14 protein-coding genes and 1 other RNA gene are annotated in these 16,113 nt (G+C 66.6%); 8 read left to right on the forward strand and 7 right to left on the reverse strand.

Translation table 11 applies throughout. From position 1 onward, the window contains the following. Positions 1 to 20 precede the first annotated feature (20 nt). Positions 21 to 1,112 (forward strand): glycosyltransferase family 4 protein, encoded by a 1,092-nt coding sequence (locus KAK88_RS14385; protein WP_242077151.1) that lies wholly within the window; start codon positions 21 to 23, stop codon positions 1,110 to 1,112. On the opposite strand, the gene KAK88_RS14390 is transcribed toward KAK88_RS14385, so the two are convergent. The 5 genes from KAK88_RS14390 to KAK88_RS14410 all read right to left on the reverse strand — a co-directional run bounded on the left by KAK88_RS14390 (position 1,091) and on the right by KAK88_RS14410 (position 3,343). After that, complete coding sequence (locus tag KAK88_RS14390) at positions 1,091 to 1,912, reverse strand: TIGR00282 family metallophosphoesterase (RefSeq protein ID WP_055752952.1); 822 nt, start codon at positions 1,910 to 1,912, stop codon at positions 1,091 to 1,093. The two genes, KAK88_RS14385 and KAK88_RS14390, sit on opposite strands and share 22 nt — an antisense overlap. A 10-nt stretch (positions 1,913 to 1,922) precedes the next feature. Continuing rightward, the gene (locus KAK88_RS14395) at positions 1,923 to 2,471 is read right to left on the reverse strand and encodes a 5-formyltetrahydrofolate cyclo-ligase (protein WP_242077152.1); all 549 of its coding nucleotides are present in this window, start codon (positions 2,469 to 2,471) and stop codon (positions 1,923 to 1,925) included. 76 nt (positions 2,472 to 2,547) lie between these two features. Then, a non-coding RNA gene (gene ssrS / locus KAK88_RS14400) (6S RNA) lies at positions 2,548 to 2,708 on the reverse strand. Between the two features lie 63 nt (positions 2,709 to 2,771). Continuing rightward, the gene (locus tag KAK88_RS14405) at positions 2,772 to 3,095 is read right to left on the reverse strand and encodes a cell division protein ZapA (protein WP_242077153.1); all 324 of its coding nucleotides are present in this window, start codon (positions 3,093 to 3,095) and stop codon (positions 2,772 to 2,774) included. Then, positions 3,095 to 3,343 (reverse strand): hypothetical protein, encoded by a 249-nt coding sequence (locus KAK88_RS14410; protein WP_242077154.1) that lies wholly within the window; start codon positions 3,341 to 3,343, stop codon positions 3,095 to 3,097. The genes KAK88_RS14405 and KAK88_RS14410 overlap by 1 nt, the downstream gene beginning before the upstream one ends. 137 nt (positions 3,344 to 3,480) lie before the next feature. On the opposite strand from KAK88_RS14410, the gene tkt reads away from it, so the two are divergent. The 5 genes from tkt (at position 3,481) to KAK88_RS14435 (ending at position 9,650) form a co-directional block, all read left to right on the forward strand. Then, positions 3,481 to 5,430 carry a transketolase gene (gene tkt / locus KAK88_RS14415; RefSeq protein ID WP_242078610.1) on the forward strand — a complete coding sequence of 650 codons (1,950 nt, stop codon included), beginning with the start codon at positions 3,481 to 3,483 and terminating at the stop codon, positions 5,428 to 5,430. A gap of 61 nt (positions 5,431 to 5,491) precedes the next feature. Beyond that, positions 5,492 to 5,884 (forward strand): VOC family protein, encoded by a 393-nt coding sequence (locus KAK88_RS14420; RefSeq protein ID WP_242077155.1) that lies wholly within the window; start codon positions 5,492 to 5,494, stop codon positions 5,882 to 5,884. 5 nt (positions 5,885 to 5,889) lie between these two features. Beyond that, entirely contained in the window at positions 5,890 to 7,086 is a 1,197-nt protein-coding gene (purT, locus tag KAK88_RS14425; protein ID WP_242077156.1) for a formate-dependent phosphoribosylglycinamide formyltransferase, read from the forward strand. A 253-nt stretch (positions 7,087 to 7,339) separates the two neighbouring features. Next, positions 7,340 to 9,427, forward strand: a complete 2,088-nt coding sequence (locus KAK88_RS14430; RefSeq protein WP_242077157.1) for a carbon starvation CstA family protein — start codon at positions 7,340 to 7,342, stop codon at positions 9,425 to 9,427. Beyond that, entirely contained in the window at positions 9,420 to 9,650 is a 231-nt protein-coding gene (locus KAK88_RS14435) for a YbdD/YjiX family protein (RefSeq protein ID WP_242077158.1), read from the forward strand. Before KAK88_RS14430 ends, KAK88_RS14435 begins: the two co-directional genes overlap by 8 nt. A 1-nt stretch (position 9,651) precedes the next feature. Here KAK88_RS14435 and KAK88_RS14440 read toward each other — a convergent pair whose 3' ends face one another. Both KAK88_RS14440 and KAK88_RS14445 read right to left on the reverse strand, forming a co-directional pair. Continuing rightward, positions 9,652 to 10,959, reverse strand: coding sequence for a S41 family peptidase (locus KAK88_RS14440; protein ID WP_242077159.1), 1,308 nt, complete (start codon positions 10,957 to 10,959; stop codon positions 9,652 to 9,654). 14 nt (positions 10,960 to 10,973) lie between these two features. After that, a complete protein-coding gene (locus KAK88_RS14445) occupies positions 10,974 to 11,684 on the reverse strand; it encodes an SDR family NAD(P)-dependent oxidoreductase (protein WP_242077160.1) in 711 nt (236 codons plus the stop codon). A gap of 41 nt (positions 11,685 to 11,725) precedes the next feature. Here KAK88_RS14445 and KAK88_RS14450 point away from each other — a divergent pair, with 41 nt between their 5' ends. Then, positions 11,726 to 12,442, forward strand: a complete 717-nt coding sequence (locus KAK88_RS14450; RefSeq protein ID WP_242077161.1) for an HAD family hydrolase — start codon at positions 11,726 to 11,728, stop codon at positions 12,440 to 12,442. 227 nt (positions 12,443 to 12,669) lie between these two features. Further along, on the forward strand, positions 12,670 to 15,999 hold the full coding sequence (locus KAK88_RS14455) for a TonB-dependent receptor domain-containing protein (RefSeq protein ID WP_242077162.1): 3,330 nt from the start codon (positions 12,670 to 12,672) through the stop codon (positions 15,997 to 15,999). The last annotated feature ends 114 nt before the right edge of the window (positions 16,000 to 16,113 follow it).

The following is a 16,113-nucleotide window of genomic DNA, read 5'->3' on the forward strand; positions in this document are numbered from 1 at the left end:
CTTTCCCTTGGAGGCGACCTTTGCGCACCGCCATCCTGCTCCCTCCGGGATGCCTGTTTTCCGAAGCCCAGCCGAACTCAATGGAGACGGTGGTGCGGACGATGGCGGGCGTCGATCAGGGCGGCGAGACTCGCATCTTCTGTTGTCAGGGCGCGGACGACGGCGTTTCGACGGCCGTCGATGCACTGCCGGCGGGGCGCATCCGCATGCCGACACTTATCGAGCGGCTGCGCGCCTTTAGGCCCGATATCATCGAACATCATCAGCAGGTGAAACAGGCGCTGGCGGTCCAAAAGGCTCTGCCCGAGACGCCTCACGTACTCTATCGCCACAACGCCCTGCGCCCGCCGCGCCACCCCATCGACCGCTGGCGTTATCGGGCGCGTTATGAGCGGCTGGACGGCCTGGTCTTCGTCAGCTTGGCGGAGCGGGACGCCTTCGTGCGCACCTTCCCTGATCTGCACGACCGGGCGTTCGCGGTGCCCAACCCCATCGACGCCGGCGCCTGGCTGGCCTCGCCTGAGGATCGACAGCCGGTGATCGCCTTCGCCGGGCGCGCCATGCCGGAAAAGGGCGTCGATGTTCTGTGCGCCGCCCTGCCCGGTGTGCTGGACGCCCACCCCGACTGGCGCGCCGTGCTGATGCTGAACGACTGGGACGATCATGCGCGCTGGGCGGCCCGGCATGTCGCGCCGCTGCGAAAGTATGGCGACCGGGTAGAGGTGCTGAAATCCGCGCCTTTGGGCGAGGTGCGCCGGCGGATGCAGACGGCCGCCATCGCCTTGACGCCCTCCGTCTGGGACGAGCCGTTCGGCCTGACGGCGATCGAGGCCCATGCGGCGGGCGCAGCCCTGATCTCGTCCGGCCGTGGGGGTCTGCGCGAAGCCAGCGGGCCGCACGCCCTCTATGTCGATGCGGTGACCCCGAAGACATTGGCGGCGGCGATGGAACGGCTGATCACGGTGCCCGACGGACGATTGGCGCTGGCGCGATCCGCCCAGGCCTATGTGCTGGCGATCCATACGCCCGAGCGCCGCGCGGCCGAGCTGATGGCCGTGCGCCAGACCGTGATCGACCGACGCCGGGCGCGTCAGACGACCGGGATCGCCTGAGACAACCGCCCGCCGACGCGGATCGGCTCTACCCGCTTGGCCAGACCCGTCCGGTCGTCCGTCTCGACGAAGACCCCGCACACGGTCGCTGGCCCGGACGCCGGCATGTAACGACCGCCAGAAATCCGGGTGGTGAAGCGCCGCAACGGCTCTTCCTTCTCGTTGCCGATCACACTGTCGTAGTCGCAGCAGCCGCCGGCGTCGGTCTGATAGGCCGTGCCGCCCGGCAAGATCTGGCAGTCGGCGGTGGGCACATGGGTGTGGGTGCCGACCACCAGCGACGCACGGCCGTCGCAGAAATGGCCCATGGCCATCTTCTCGGACGTGACCTCGGCATGCATGTCCACTATGACGGCGTCGGCCACCGCGCCCAGCGGCGCCGCCGCCAGTTCGCGCTCCACCGCCCCGAACGGATCGTCCATCGGGTCCATGTGCACCCGGCCCAGCACGTTCATGACCAGGACCGTCCGGCCCGAATGGGTTTCGAACAGATTGGCCCCGGCGCCCGGGGCATCCATCAGGCGTGGATAGTTGGCCGGCCGGATCAGGCGCGGCTCACGCACGATATAGGTCAGGGCCTCACGCTGGTCCCAGCTGTGGTTGCCCAGCGTCAGGCAGTCGGCGCCCGCCATGAACAGCTCGCGCGCCGTGTTCTCGGTGATGCCGAAGCCGCCCGCGGCGTTCTCTGCATTCACGACCACGAAGTCGAGTTTAAGGTCCCGCTTCAGGCCCGGAAGATGATCGCTGATGCCGTCACGACCGGACTTGCCGATGACGTCGCCGAAAAATGCCAGTCTCATGCAAAAAGTCTCATTCGAAAGCCGTATAGCCGGTCTCGGTCAGAACGCCATGCAGTCGAATGTCGTGAGGCTTCAACGCCAGCCGTTCGACCCTTTGGCCGGCATAGGCGAAACCGATGCGGATGGCGTCGGGTTGGGCGACGAAGGTGCGGTCATAATAGCCGCCGCCCTGCCCCAGGCGTCCGCCCCGATCATCAAAGGCCAGCAGCGGCGTCAGGACCAGGTCCGGCGTGACGACCTCCGCCAGCGGCAAGGGGGCAGGACATCCGGCGGCGTCCATCTCCAGCGGCTCGCCGGGCGACCAGGCGCGGAACTCCATCGGGGCGTCGCGCTGGACCACGACGGGCAGAGACAGGCGGCGGCCCACCGCCTCCAGCGCTGCGGCCAGGGCGTCGGTATCCAGCTCTGACCCCATGGCGCGATAGAGCGCGACGATCCGAGCGGTGGGAAGCGCATCGGCATGGTCCGCCGCCCGGCTCGCGGCCAGTGGATCGGCTTCGGTCAAACGCTTGCGCAAGGCGCGGGCGGCCGATCGAAGTTCATGCTTGTCCTGGATCATCGAACCGCCCCTACGCGTGCTCATCCAGCGAGCCGCCGCGCGGCGAGCGATAGCACATCACAAAGGAGAGGAAGGTGGCGGCGCCGCGCGAACCGTGAAGAACGTTTAAATCCTCTCGACCTGGGTAGCCAGGTGGGCTCCGTATGCCCAAGCCCTCGAGCCCGGACAGGGACAGATCCCGTAGAGTGAATTAAGGTCAGAAGGATATGTTGTCTTCGACGTGAGCCGCAGCATGACCCGCCGTCGATCAAGATAGGCCTTCGCCGGCCCGGACGCCAGCATCCGTAGCGGAATAATCGACTAGAGGTTCTGGGCGATCTTTTCGATTCGAGCGGCGACGGCGTTCAGCGCCTCGGCGACCCCGTCCGTCGAGGCCGGAGCCGGGGCTGTCGCTGACGAAGGCCCCGGCTTGCCGGCGTTCAGCCGCGCCTCATGCAGTTCGTCGGCCAGGATCAGCGCGGACATCAGAAACAGCCGCAGATCGCCGACATGGCCCACGTCGCCTGCGACTTGGCGCACCTGGTTGTCGAACTGTTTGGCCAGGATTCGGACCCGCTCTTCCTGTCCGTCGGCGCACCCCACCGCATAAGGGCGGCCGTTGACCTCGACCGTCACCGTCGCCATCAGCAGGCCTCGCTTTCGGCCAGGGCCTCGCGCACGGCCTGAACGGCGCGGCCCAGCGCCTCGGACGCCTCGCGCCCGGCGGCCTCCAGTTCGGCCACGCGCTGATCTGTGGCCCGCGGGGCGAACAGGTCGTCGTCCGCGATCGCGGGCGCCGAGGCGGGCCGCGCCTTCAGCTCCAGAATCTTGCGTTCCAAATCGGCCAGGGCGCGGTCGATACGCGCCCGTGCGGCCGTGGTGGCGTCTGCCATCGGTCGCTCCTTTAGATTCCGTATAGAAGCCGAGGACGCGCCGGGGTAAAGGGGCGCGCCCCCCTTTTTCCGCCTTCCCAACAGAGGTCTCCACAGTGACCGACGCCAAAACCGCACCAAAGGCCACGCCCGAGCAGATGGCGAACGCCATTCGCGTCCTCGCCATGGACGGCGTCGAGAAGGCCAAGTCCGGCCACCCCGGCATGCCGATGGGCATGGCCGACGTCGCCACGGTGCTGTTTTCACGCTTCCTGAAGTTCGACGCCTCGCGCCCCGACTGGGCCGACCGCGACCGCTTCATCCTGTCGGCCGGCCACGGCTCGATGCTGATCTACGCCCTGCTGCACCTGACCGGCTACAAGGCCGCGACCAAGGAAGAACTGTCCAACTTCCGCCAGTGGGGCTCCAAGACCGCCGGCCACCCGGAATACGGCCATATGCCGGGCGTCGAGGTCACCACCGGCCCGTTGGGCCAAGGCCTGGCCACGTCGGTCGGTTTCGCCATGGCCGAGCGCCATCTGGCGGCGAAGTATGGCGATGATCTGGTTGATCACCGCACCTGGGTCATCGCCGGCGACGGCTGCCTGATGGAAGGCGTGTCGCAGGAAGCCATCGCGCTCGCCGGCCGCTACAAGCTGAACAAGCTGCACGTCCTTTGGGACGACAATGAAATCACCATCGACGGCAAGGTCTCGCTGTCGGATGCAACCGACCAGAAGGCCCGCTTCAAGGCCGCGGGCTGGGCGGTCAAGGCCATCGACGGTCACGACATGAACGCCATCAAGGGCGCGATGAAGTGGGCCATGCGTCAGGACAAGCCGACCCTGATCGCCTGCAAGACCAAGATCGGCAAGGGCGCCGCCACAATGGAAGGCAGCCACAAGACCCACGGCGCGGCCCTGGGCGCCGCCGAGATCGCCGCCACGCGCCTCGGCCTGGCCTGGGATCACGATCCCTTCGAAATGCCCCAGACCATCGCCGACGCCTGGAAGAAGGTCGGCCGTCGCGGCGCCAAGGACCGCAAGAAGTGGGAGGCCCGCCTCGCCGCCTCGGCCCAGGCCGCCGACTTCACCCGCGCCATGAAGGGCGACCTGCCCGAGGCCGCCTTCGACGCCCTGAACGCCAAGATCGCCGAACTGGTCGAGACCCAGCCCGCCCAGGCGACGCGCCAGGCGTCGGGCGCGGCGCTGGACGAACTGTTCGCCGCCATTCCCGAACTGGTCGGCGGCTCGGCCGACCTGACCGGCTCGAACAACACCTTCGTCAAGGGCACGCCGATCCTGGATGCGCCGACCTATGAAGGTCGCTACGTCAACTGGGGCATCCGCGAGTTCGGCATGGCCGCGGCCATGAACGGCCTGGCCTTGCACGGCGGGGTCATCCCCTACGGCGGCACCTTCATGGTGTTTTCGGACTACAGCCGCCCGGCCATCCGCCTGGGCGCCCTGATGGGGGTGCGCGCCATCCACGTCCTGACGCACGACTCGATCGGCCTGGGCGAAGACGGCCCGACGCACCAGCCGGTCGAACATCTGGCGGCGCTGCGCGCCATTCCGAACCTGCTCGTCTTCCGTCCCGCCGACACCATCGAGGCCATGGAATGCTGGCAGATCGCCCTGCAGACCAAGACCGCGCCGTCGGCCCTGGCCCTGTCACGCCAGAAAACCCCGGCCGTCCGCACCGTCGCCGCGACCGAAAACCTGTCGGCGAAAGGCGCCTATGAGATCAAGGCCGCCAATGGCGAGGCCAAGGCCACCCTGTTCGGCACCGGCACGGAATTGGCCCTGGCGCTGAAGGCCGCCGAGACGCTGGAGGCCGAAGGCGTGGCGACCCGCGTCGTCTCGGTCCCATCGTTCGAACTGTTCGAACAGCAGGACGCCGCCTACCAGGCCTCTGTGATCGGTCGCGGCACGGTCCGCGTCGCCGTGGAAGCCGCGATCAATCAAGGTTGGGAACGCTTCATCGGCGAAGACGGCGCCTTCATCGGCATGACCGGCTTCGGCGCCTCGGCCCCGGCCGAAGTCCTCTACGACAAGTTCGGCATCACCTCGGACGCCATCGTCGCGGCGGTCAAGGCGCGGCTGTAAAACCCGGATCACTCCCCCGTGCGCGACGCTTCACGGGGGAGATTTTTTGAAAGCAGAAGCCATGAGCCGCATCGGCGCGATCAGCCTGCTTGTTCACGACTATGACGCGGCCATCGCCTTCTATGTCGGAAAGCTGGGTTTCGATCTTAGCGAAGACACCGACATGGGCGGGGGCAAACGCTGGGTGCGCGTCACCCCCAAAGGCGGCGAGACCAGCCTGCTGCTGGCGCGCGCCACGACCGACGCCCAAAAGGCCCAGGTCGGCAACCAGGCCGGCGGCCGGGTTTGGCTGTTTCTTGAGACCGACGACCTGATGCGGGACCACTCCACCTGGCTTGCCGCCGGCGTCCACTTCCGCGAAACCCCGCGACATGAGACCTATGGCAAGGTGGTGGTCTTTGAAGACCTCTACGGCAACGCCTGGGACCTGATCGAACCCGCTATCGGAGCCTGACGCCCATGAAACTCGGCACCCCGCTTTCCGACACCGCCGTGCGCGTGATGCTGCTGGGCTCGGGCGAACTAGGCAAGGAGGTCGCCATCGAGCTTCAGCGGCTCGGCGTCGAGGTCATCGCCGTCGATCGCTATCCCAACGCCCCGGCCATGCAGGTGGCGCACCGCAGCCACGTCATCCCCATGACCGACGCCCAGGTGCTGAACGGCGTCATCCTGGCCGAGGCCCCGCACTTCATCGTGCCCGAGATCGAGGCCATCGCCACCGAAGTCCTGGCCGATATCGAGGCCGCCGGCATGGCGACGGTGATCCCGACGGCTCGCGCCGTGCAGCTGACGATGAACCGCGAGGGGATCCGTAAACTGGCCGCCGAAGAACTGGGCCTGCCCACCAGCCCCTACGCCTTCGCCGGCTCGGCCGAGGAACTGGCGGCGGGCGCGCAGGCCGTCGGCCATCCCAACTTCGTCAAGCCGGTCATGTCCTCATCGGGCAAAGGGCAATCCTTCGTCGAAAGCGCCGATGAAATCGCCGACGCCTGGACCTATGCGCAGGACAGCGGCCGGGTCGCCGGCGCCCGCGTCATCGTCGAGGGACGCATCGACTTCGACTTCGAGATCACGCTGCTGACCGTCCGCTCGCGTGACGCCGACGGCACGACCCGCACGGACTTCTGTGCACCCATCGGCCACCGCCAGGTCAAGGGCGACTATGTCGAAAGCTGGCAGCCGCAGGCCATGACGCCCGCTGCGCTGGCCGCCTCCCAGGACATCGCCGCGAAGGTCACAGAGGCCTTGGGCGGTTACGGCGTCTTCGGCGTCGAACTGTTCGTCAAGGGCGACCAGGTCTGGTTCTCCGAGGTCTCGCCACGCCCGCACGACACCGGTCTGGTCACCCTGGCCAGCCAGACGATGAGCGAGTTTGCACTTCACGCCCGCGCCATCTTGGGTCTGCCCGTCGACGTGACCCAGCGCGAGCCCGCCGCCAGCGCCGTCATATACGGCGGCATGGACGCGCAAGGCATCGCCTTCGAGGGCGTCGCGGAGGCTTTGGCGGTCCCGACCGCCGACCTGCGTCTGTTCGGCAAGCCCGAGGCCTTCGAGCGCCGCCGCATGGGCGTGGCTGTCGCGCGCGGCGCCGACGTCGACCAGGCCCGCGACCGCGCGCGTGAAGCCGCAGGCTGTGTGAAGGTGGTTCGGGGCTGACACCACCGTCTCCTCCCCACCTGTGGGGAGGGGGACCGCGAAGCGGTGGAGGGGTTCTGGAATCCCCGCAGGCGCCCGCGATGCGGTGAAGACTCCCTCCGTCTCTCCGCTGCGCTTCGAGCCACCTCCCCATAAAGGGGAGGAGACGCCCGATCCTCGTTCATTTCTACGACTTTAGTCGATTGGCCTTGTCCCGGATTGTGGTGCAAACCAAGGGCGAGGGTCGCAGTCAGCCGGCCGGGAGGGATCTGTCGTGGGCAAACTCAGCACACCCATAATCTTCGGCGCCATCGCCATCCTGGGGGCGGTGTCCCTCGGCATCATCGCCCTGCATCAGGGTGAAAGCATCAGCGCGGTCTGGATGGTGGTCGCCGCCGTCTGCACCTATGCGATCGCCTATCGGTTCTACAGCCGCTACTTGGCCAACAAGGTCATGCAGCTGGATCCCGCGCGCTTGACCCCGGCCATGCGCCGAAACGACGGGCTGGACTATGTGCCGACGCCCAGGAACGTGCTGTTCGGCCACCACTTCGCCGCCATCGCCGGCGCAGGCCCGCTGGTCGGGCCGGTGCTGGCGGCCCAGATGGGCTATCTGCCGGGCGTCCTGTGGATCCTGGTCGGCGCCGTGCTGGCCGGGGCGGTTCAGGACATGATGGTCCTGTTCATGTCCACGCGCCGCGACGGCAAGTCGCTGGGCGACATGATCCGCACCGAAATGGGCAACATCCCCGGCATCATCGCCCAGGTCGGCGTCCTGATGATCATGGTCATCATCCTGGCGGTTCTGGCCCTGGTCGTGGTCAAGGCTCTGGCCGAAAGCCCGTGGGGCACCTTCACGGTCGCCGCCACCATCCCCATCGCCATTTTCATGGGCCTGTACACCCGCTTCCTGCGGCCCGGCCGGGTGGGCGAGGTCTCGGTGATCGGCGTGGTCATGCTGATCCTGGCCATCATCGGCGGCGGCCATATCGCGGCGGATTCGTTCTGGGGCCCGGCCTTCACCCTGACCGGCCCGACCCTGGCGATCCTGATGATGGTCTATGGCTTCATCGCCTCGGTCATCCCCGTGTGGCTGCTCCTGGCGCCGCGCGACTATCTGTCGACCTTCCTGAAGATCGGCGCGATCGTGGCCCTGGCCGTGGGCATCCTCATCGTGCGTCCGCACCTGCAGATGCCGGCCATCACCCCCTTCATCGACGGCACCGGCCCGGTCTTCGCCGGCGCCCTGTTCCCCTTCCTGTTCATCACCATCGCCTGCGGCGCGGTGTCGGGCTTCCACGCCCTGATATCCTCGGGCACCACGCCCAAACTGCTGGAGAACGAAGCCCAGATCCCGATGATCGGCTACGGTGCCATGCTGTGCGAAAGCTTCGTCGCCGTCATGGCCCTGATCGCCGCCACGGTTCTGGACCCGGCCGTCTATTTCGCCATGAACAGCCCGGTCGCCGTCATCGGCAAGGATGCAGCCTCCGCCGCGGCCGCCGTGGCCCAGTGGGGCTTCCACATCACGCCCGGAGAGCTGGAACAGCTGGCGCGCGACGTGGGCGAGCATTCGATCCTGTCGCGCGCAGGCGGCGCCCCGACCTTGGCGGTCGGCATGGCGCACATCCTGTCCGGCGTGATCGGCGGCAAGGCCATGATGGCCTTCTGGTATCACTTCGCCATCCTGTTCGAGGCCCTGTTCATCCTGACCACCGTGGACGCCGGCACCCGCGTCTGCCGCTTCATGATCCAGGACCTGCTGGGCGTCGCCGTGCCCAGGATGCGCGAAACCAAGTCGTGGGGCGCCAATGTCGTCGCCACGGCCCTGACGGTCGGTCTGTGGGGCTATTTCCTCTATACCGGCGTGGTCGATCCGCTGGGCGGCATCAACAGCCTGTGGCCCCTGTTCGGCATCGCCAACCAGATGCTGGCCGCCGTCGCCCTGATCCTGGGCACCGTCGTTCTGTTCAAGATGAAGCGCGAGAAGTTCGCCTGGGTCATGGTCGTTCCCGCGACCTGGCTGCTGATCTGCACCCTGACGGCGGGCTTCCAGAAGCTGTTCCACCCGGACGTCCGCATCGGCTTCCTTTCCCACGCCCGCAAATATCAGGAGGCGCTGGGCGCCGGCGAACTGATCGCCCCGGCCAAGAGCATCGGCGACATGCACCGCATCGTGGTCAACGACTACGTCAACTCGACCCTGACAGCGGGCTTCCTGTTCGTGGTCGTCACCATGGTCGTCTATGGCGTCCTGGCGTGCCGCAAGGCCTATGCGAACAACCGCCCGACGGTCCGCGAATATCCGGAAAGCCACCAACTGACGGCGGCCGACGAGGCGGCGGATGCGGCCTGTGCCTGACGTTCAGGATGACCTGCTGTGCCTGTGCCGCGACACCGCCCTGCGGTGGGGTCGCGGCGTCCGGCGCACGGCCGGCGCCATGATCGGTCAGCCGGATTATCAGGCCTATATCGATCACGCGACGGCGACCCATCCCGACCAGCCGCCGCTGGACAAGACCGCCTTCTTCCGCCTGCACGAGCAGCGCCGCTTCGGCGGCGCCGGCGGGTTCAAGTGCTGCTGATCTAGAAACTGCTGGCGGGGGTCGAAGCCCTCGCCCGCTCCTCCGCCCGAAGGGCGGCGATTGCCGCCTCCAGCGTCGGGTCGTCGCCCGCGCGGCGCTGGGCCACGGTGCGCGGCGCGGCGATGTCCGGGGTCACGCCCCGCTTCTCGAGCCGAATCCCGCCCGAAGTCACGAAGTCCGCCCGGCTGAGCGTCAGCCGCCCGCCGTCCGGCAGATTGGTCTCTTGGGCGATCAGCACCGATCCGCCGGTCTTCTCGCCCACCACGATGCCGCGCCGCGCCTCCTGCAAGGCGGCCGGCGTCAGTTCAGCGGCGCTGCGGCTGCCCTGATCCACCAGAACCGCCACATCATTGGCCAGGGGATCGCGCCGGTCGCCGCAGTCGCCCGCCGCCCTCAGCACCACCGGCCGGCCGCTGCGTCCCGTTCGGGTCGCCCAGACCTGATCGCGCGGCAGGAAACAGGTCAGGACCGATTCCGCCTCCATCAGCCGCCCGCCGGGATTGCCGCGCAGGTCCAGCACCACATCGACATCGGGCGGCAACCCTTCCAGTTCGCTGCCCATCCAGGCGCCTAGCCCCTTGTCGAACTGCTCTACGCGCAGCACCAGCACCCCCGGCCGCGACTTGTCAGCGGTGAACGGCTCGATGGCCTCCATCACCCGCGGCGTCAGGGCGATCTCACGCCTCTGCCCCGCATCGTCGGTCAGGACCAGTTGCACCGGAATCCCGTCATAGGTCTCGACATCCGGTCCCCAGGGCTTCCCGTCGACCGAATTCAGGGCCCAGCCCATCTGCACCCCCGCCGCCTCGGCCGGCGAACCCGGCCGGACACGTTCGACGGTCCAGTCGTCCGGCGTCTCGCCCCGCATCAGGGTCAGGCCCATCACGGCGCGCCGGGCGAACTGCGCCTCCTGACGTCGCACTGCCGCCGGCGGACTGGCCGCCGCATGACCGTCGTCCAGCAGATCCAGCATCGCATTGATGACGCGGTACAGCCCCCGCTCGTCGCTCGCCGCCAGGGCCTGGGGCCGGAACGTCGCCCGCGCGGTGGTCCAGTCCACGCCGTGCAGGGTCGGATCGTAATAGCCCCGCCGCACCTCGCTCCACACCCGATCGAACACGCGCTGATTCAGCCTCACGCGGTCACGCGAGGGCGCCGCGGCGACCACGGGACCGACAACCGGCGAAGCGACCGGTTGGGCCATGGCCGGAACGCTCAACGGCAGGCCGAACAACAAGAGGCTGAAAAGCCGGGCGGAAACGCTCTGACGCATGACCACCATCTGACGCCAGTCGCCCGTCTCGCTCAAGTCACGACTGCGCGCTATTCCGGCACCCTCGCCCCGTCCCAGGCGAACACGCCGCCGCTGTCGGCCGGGGTCAGGTTCGAGAGCACGGCCAGCAGCCGCTCGGCGGAATAGTCCGCCGTGAACAGCTTGCCCTCCGCCACCCCCTTCTGGAACGGCGCGCTCAGGTCCGTCGCCACCGTGCCGGGATGCAGACCGGCGATCACCGCCTGCGGACGGCTGCGCGCCATCTCAACCGACAGATTGCGCAGGATCATGTTCAGCGCCGCCTTGGATGCGCGATAGGCGTGCCAGCCGCCCAGTCGGTTGTCGGCGATCGACCCCACCCGCGCCGACAGGGCCGCGAACACCGCCCGCCGATCGCCCGGCATCAGCGGCAGCAGATGTTTCGCTGCCAGCGCGGGCCCCACCGCATTGACACGGTAGTCCCGCAATAAGTGTTCCGCATCCAATTGGCGAAACGACCGCTCCGGCTGAAGTCCGTCGTGCAGCACCCCGCTCGCCACGACGACCAAGGTCGGCGCCGGCCCCTGGCCGATCCGGTCGGCGGCGGACGCCAGACTGGCCTCATCCTCCAGATCGGCCGCCAACCCTAGCGCGCCCGCCACGTCCGCTCCGGACCGCGACACGGCCCACACCGTATCGAACGCGCCGTCCGCCACGATCCGCTCGACCATCGCCCGGCCGATGCCGCCTGTCGCCCCGATCACCACCGCCGATCCGTTCATCGCGTCTCCCTTCCGCGTTCATCCCATGATAGGGGCGCGGCATGAGCATCACCACTGTCGGCCTCGATGCCGACGACACCCTCTGGCACAACGAGACGATCTTCCGCCTGACCCACGCGCGGTTCGTCGATCTTCTGGCCGACCACGGCGACGAGGCGACCATTGAGGCGCGCCTGGCCGAAACCGAGCAACGCAATCTGCGGCTCTATGGCTACGGCATCAAGGGCTTCACCCTGTCGATGATCGAGACGGCGATGGAGCTGACGAACGGCGAGGCTCCGCCCCATGTCGTGCGCGAGATCCTGGCCGCCGGTCGCGAGATGCTGGCCCAACCGGTCGAGACCCTGCCCGGCGTGGATGCAGTCGTTGCCGAACTGTCCGAAAAATACCGCCTGGTCCTGATCACCAAGGGCGACCTGCTGGATCAGGAGCGCAAGTTAGCGGCCTCAGGCCTGGGCGACCTGTTCAGCGCCGTCGAGATCGTCTCCGAAAAGGATCGCGCCACCTACGAACGGGTCTTCACCCGCCACGGCACCGGCCCGGCCGAGGCCGTCATGGCCGGCAACTCCATGAAGTCCGACGTCCTTCCCGCCATCGCGGCCGGCGCCTTCGGCGTCCACATCCCCTACCACGTCACCTGGGCCCACGAACTGGCCGATGCTCCCGTCGACGAGCCCCGCTACGTCTCCCTCGCCCGCATCGACGAACTCCCCGACTGGATCGCGGCGATGCACGTCCCGACACGGACTAACGCATAAGGCCGAGCCCGTGCAAAGGAAACACATTGTTGCCGTATTTGAGCGAACGTCGACGTGCCTCTTTTATGACAGGTTGCAAAAAGCTTGCGTCTGGAGGGTGACTTAGTCACGGTCGCGCTTGACGCTGTTCCTTGTGTCAGCTTTGTGCCCCTCCTATGGCAGTTTGAACACGGTATCGGCTCTTTAATGCCGCAGCTGCTCAGGGAGAACTTATGCGAAACCTTCTTTTGACATCCACCGTTCTGGCCGGCGCTCTTGTCGCAACCAGCGCCCTAGCACAAACAGCCGAGCAGACCACGCTGACCGCAGGTCCGGTGTCGGCTCAGACACAGCCCGCCGACCAGCTGGAAGAAATCGTGGTTACGGGCTCGCGTATCCGCCGCGACCCGGTCAACTCGGCGACGCCGCTCATTCAGGTTTCAGGCGAGCAGCTGCTGACCACCGGTCAATCGACCGTGATCGACTACCTGGCCACCATCCCGGCCCTTTCGAACTCGCAGGTGCCCTCTGATTCCACTGGCGTCCTGGGTATCGGCGGCCTTTCGTTTGCCAACCTGCGTTCGCTCGGCGCCGGCCGCACCCTGACCTTGGTGGACGGCCGTCGTCACGTCGGTTCTCAAGGCGGCACGCTTTCGGTCGACGTCGATACCATCCCGCGTCTGCTGATCCAGAACATCGAGATCATCACCGGCGGCGCCTCGTCGGTTTACGGCGCTGACGCTGTGTCGGGCGTTCTGAACTTCGTCCTGCGCAAGGACTTCGAAGGTCTGGAACTGGACGCCAACTACGGCATGATCAACGAGAACGGCGAAGCCACCCGCCGCGTCTCCGCCCTGCTGGGCAAGAATTTCTTCGACGACCGCCTGAACGTTTACGGCTTCGGCGAATACGAGAAGCTCGACGAAGTGCAGTCGATGGACATCGACTGGCTGCGCAACGCCCGCGGCCTGGTCGGCATCGACGCCGATCCGACCAATGCTCGCTACGACGGCGATCGTGACAACCAGCTGTTCTATGGCTACCGCACTCTGCAACGCCCGCGTTGGGGCCAAACGACCCTGGCCAACAACCAGCAGGCCAGCCCGCTGAACGATCCGGACGTGCCTTACGCCAACTGCGCCAGCGTCAACACTGCAATCGGCGGCAGCAGCGCGAACTGCTTCTCGGTCGAACCGGGCCGCACCTGGGTCTTCGACGGCACGACGGCACGCCTGGCCAACTTCGGTCAGCGCATCGGCAACACCGGCATCAACCGTCCGCTGACCATCGGCGGCGACGGCGACCAGCCTGCTGAATTCTCGCTCATCACCCGCGTTCCCGCCTCGGAATCGCAGCGCTATCAGGTCGGCGCGAACTTCAAGGTCACCAACGACATCTTGGCCTTCGTCGAAGCCAAGTATGTGACCGAAGACACGCACTTCTCGTCGCAGCCGGACTTCTACGACTTTATCCTGGGCGACAACCTGCCGAACAGCTTCTACGGCGGCGCCACCACGGCCAATCAGATCGGCTCGAACTACAACTTCTTCAACCGCCAAGGTCTGCGGATCGCCGACAACGCCTACATCCCTGACAACCTGCGTCAGGCGATCTATGCGAACCGGATCACCCTCTATAATCCGCCCACCGCGACCGCGCCCAGCACCGTCGCCGGCACGGCCGCCGCGCCTTACGCGCGTCACACCCTGTTCGGCGAAAACCGCGACCAGTACAGCACGCGCGACCTGCTGCGGTTCGTGGCCGGCGTCCAAGGCAGCTTCGACAAGGTCTCCTTCGTCAAGAACGTCGATTGGAGCCTGTCCTACACCTATGGTCAGGTCGAGGTTGAAGAGACGGAAACCGGCACTGACGCCCTGCGGGTCAACCTGGCCGCCGACGCCGTGCGCGACACCGCCGGCATTCTCGGTACGCCCGGCGCCATCGTCTGCCGCTCGCGCCTGCTGAACGCCCAGGGCCTGCCCTTGGACGATTACTTCCTGCCGTTCAACGACCTACGCGACAGCCAGGTCGGTCGCGATGCGGTCGCCAACTGCCAACCGCTGAACATCTTCGGCGTCGGCAACCAAAGCCAGGCTGCTCGCGACTACATCAACGCTGCCGTCAACTACACCGAGCGCAACGAGCAGGAAGACGCCATCGCGTCGGTCTCCGGCCAGCTCTGGGACTTCTGGGGCGCCGGTCCTATCGGCGTGGCCTTGGGTTATGAGCATCGCCGCGAATACACCGAAGCGGTTGGACGTGACGCGTCGACCGCTGGTCGCGCGCTGTTCCTGAACGGCGGCCCGGACTTCCCGGGTGCGGAATACACCAGCGATGAAGGCTTCACCGAGCTTTCGCTGCCCCTGTTCCGCGATTCCATCCTGGGTGAGTATGCCGAACTGAGCGGATCCTACCGCTACTTCGACTACAGCACGGTCGGCACGGGCGACGTCTATGGCGTCAACCTGATCTACCGTCCGATCCGGGACATCACGTTCAAGACCAGCTTCAACACCTCGTTCCGCGCGCCGGACCTCAGCGAAAACTTCTCGCCGCTGGGTGAAACCTTCGCCAACAATTTTGTCGATCCCTGCGCCACCACCAACATCGCCCTGCAGACGGCGGAGATCCGCGCTAACCGGATCGCCAACTGTACGGCATTGGCCCAAGCGCGCGGCTTGACGTTCGACTTTGCTGGAACGACCGCGACCAATACGGACGACTTCAACCCGGTGTATGGCAGCGGCGTATCGGGCGTCACGGGCGGCAACCCCAATCTGACCCCGGAAGAATCGGAGTCCTTCACCTTCTCCACCGTGCTGCAGCCCCGGTTCATCCCGAACTTCAGCCTGGTGCTCGATTACTATGAGATCGAGATCACGCAGGTGATCGCCGCCGTGTCGGCCCAAACCGCAGCCAACAACTGCGTCAACGGTCCGGGTCTGAACAACGCGGCTTGCGCGACCATCTTCCGCAACAACCCGCAGATCCCGTTCGGCTTGGGCGCTCCGGCGAACGATCCGGTCGGCGGCTTCATCGAAGGCGCCCTGAACTACGCCGCCCTGACCACGCGTGGTCTGGACTTCACGGCTCGTTATGGCTTCGACTTCGACGAGATGATGGGCCGGAACTGGGGTCGCCTGGACTACTCGCTGGCGGGTTCGTGGCTGATCGAGCAGGAAAACTTCCTCGACTCGACCAACGCCGCCAACTTCACCAGCGATCGCGGCAACCTGTTCTTCCCGAACGTCCGCTTCACCTCCTCGCTGACCTACACGCCCAACGACACTTGGAGCGTCAACTGGTCCGTGGACTGGCAGTCGGCTCAGAACATCAACCGCAACCGCGATCTGGTCCTGAACGCCGACACCCGCGAGCAGAGCCTGAACAACACGGGCAACTTCATGCGGAACGACTTCACGGTCCGCTACAATGTCCGGGACGACCTGTCGCTCCGCGTGGGCGTCGTCAACGCCTTCGACGCCGAACAGGCGCCGCAACTGGGTCAGACGCTCTACAGCAACTTCGATCCTTACGGCCGTCGCTTCTTCATCGGTTTGAACTACAAGGTGTTCTAAGACTCACAGGTCCTGTGATCTTGAAACGAGGGGCGACCGGCGACGGTCGCCCCTTTCTTTTTGCTCAGTCTGTGCCGCGCCCAAACATTGGGAATTCTGCTTTGCATCTTGCCC

Source organism: Brevundimonas diminuta (assembly GCF_022654015.1).
Lineage (GTDB): Bacteria > Pseudomonadota > Alphaproteobacteria > Caulobacterales > Caulobacteraceae > Brevundimonas > Brevundimonas diminuta_C.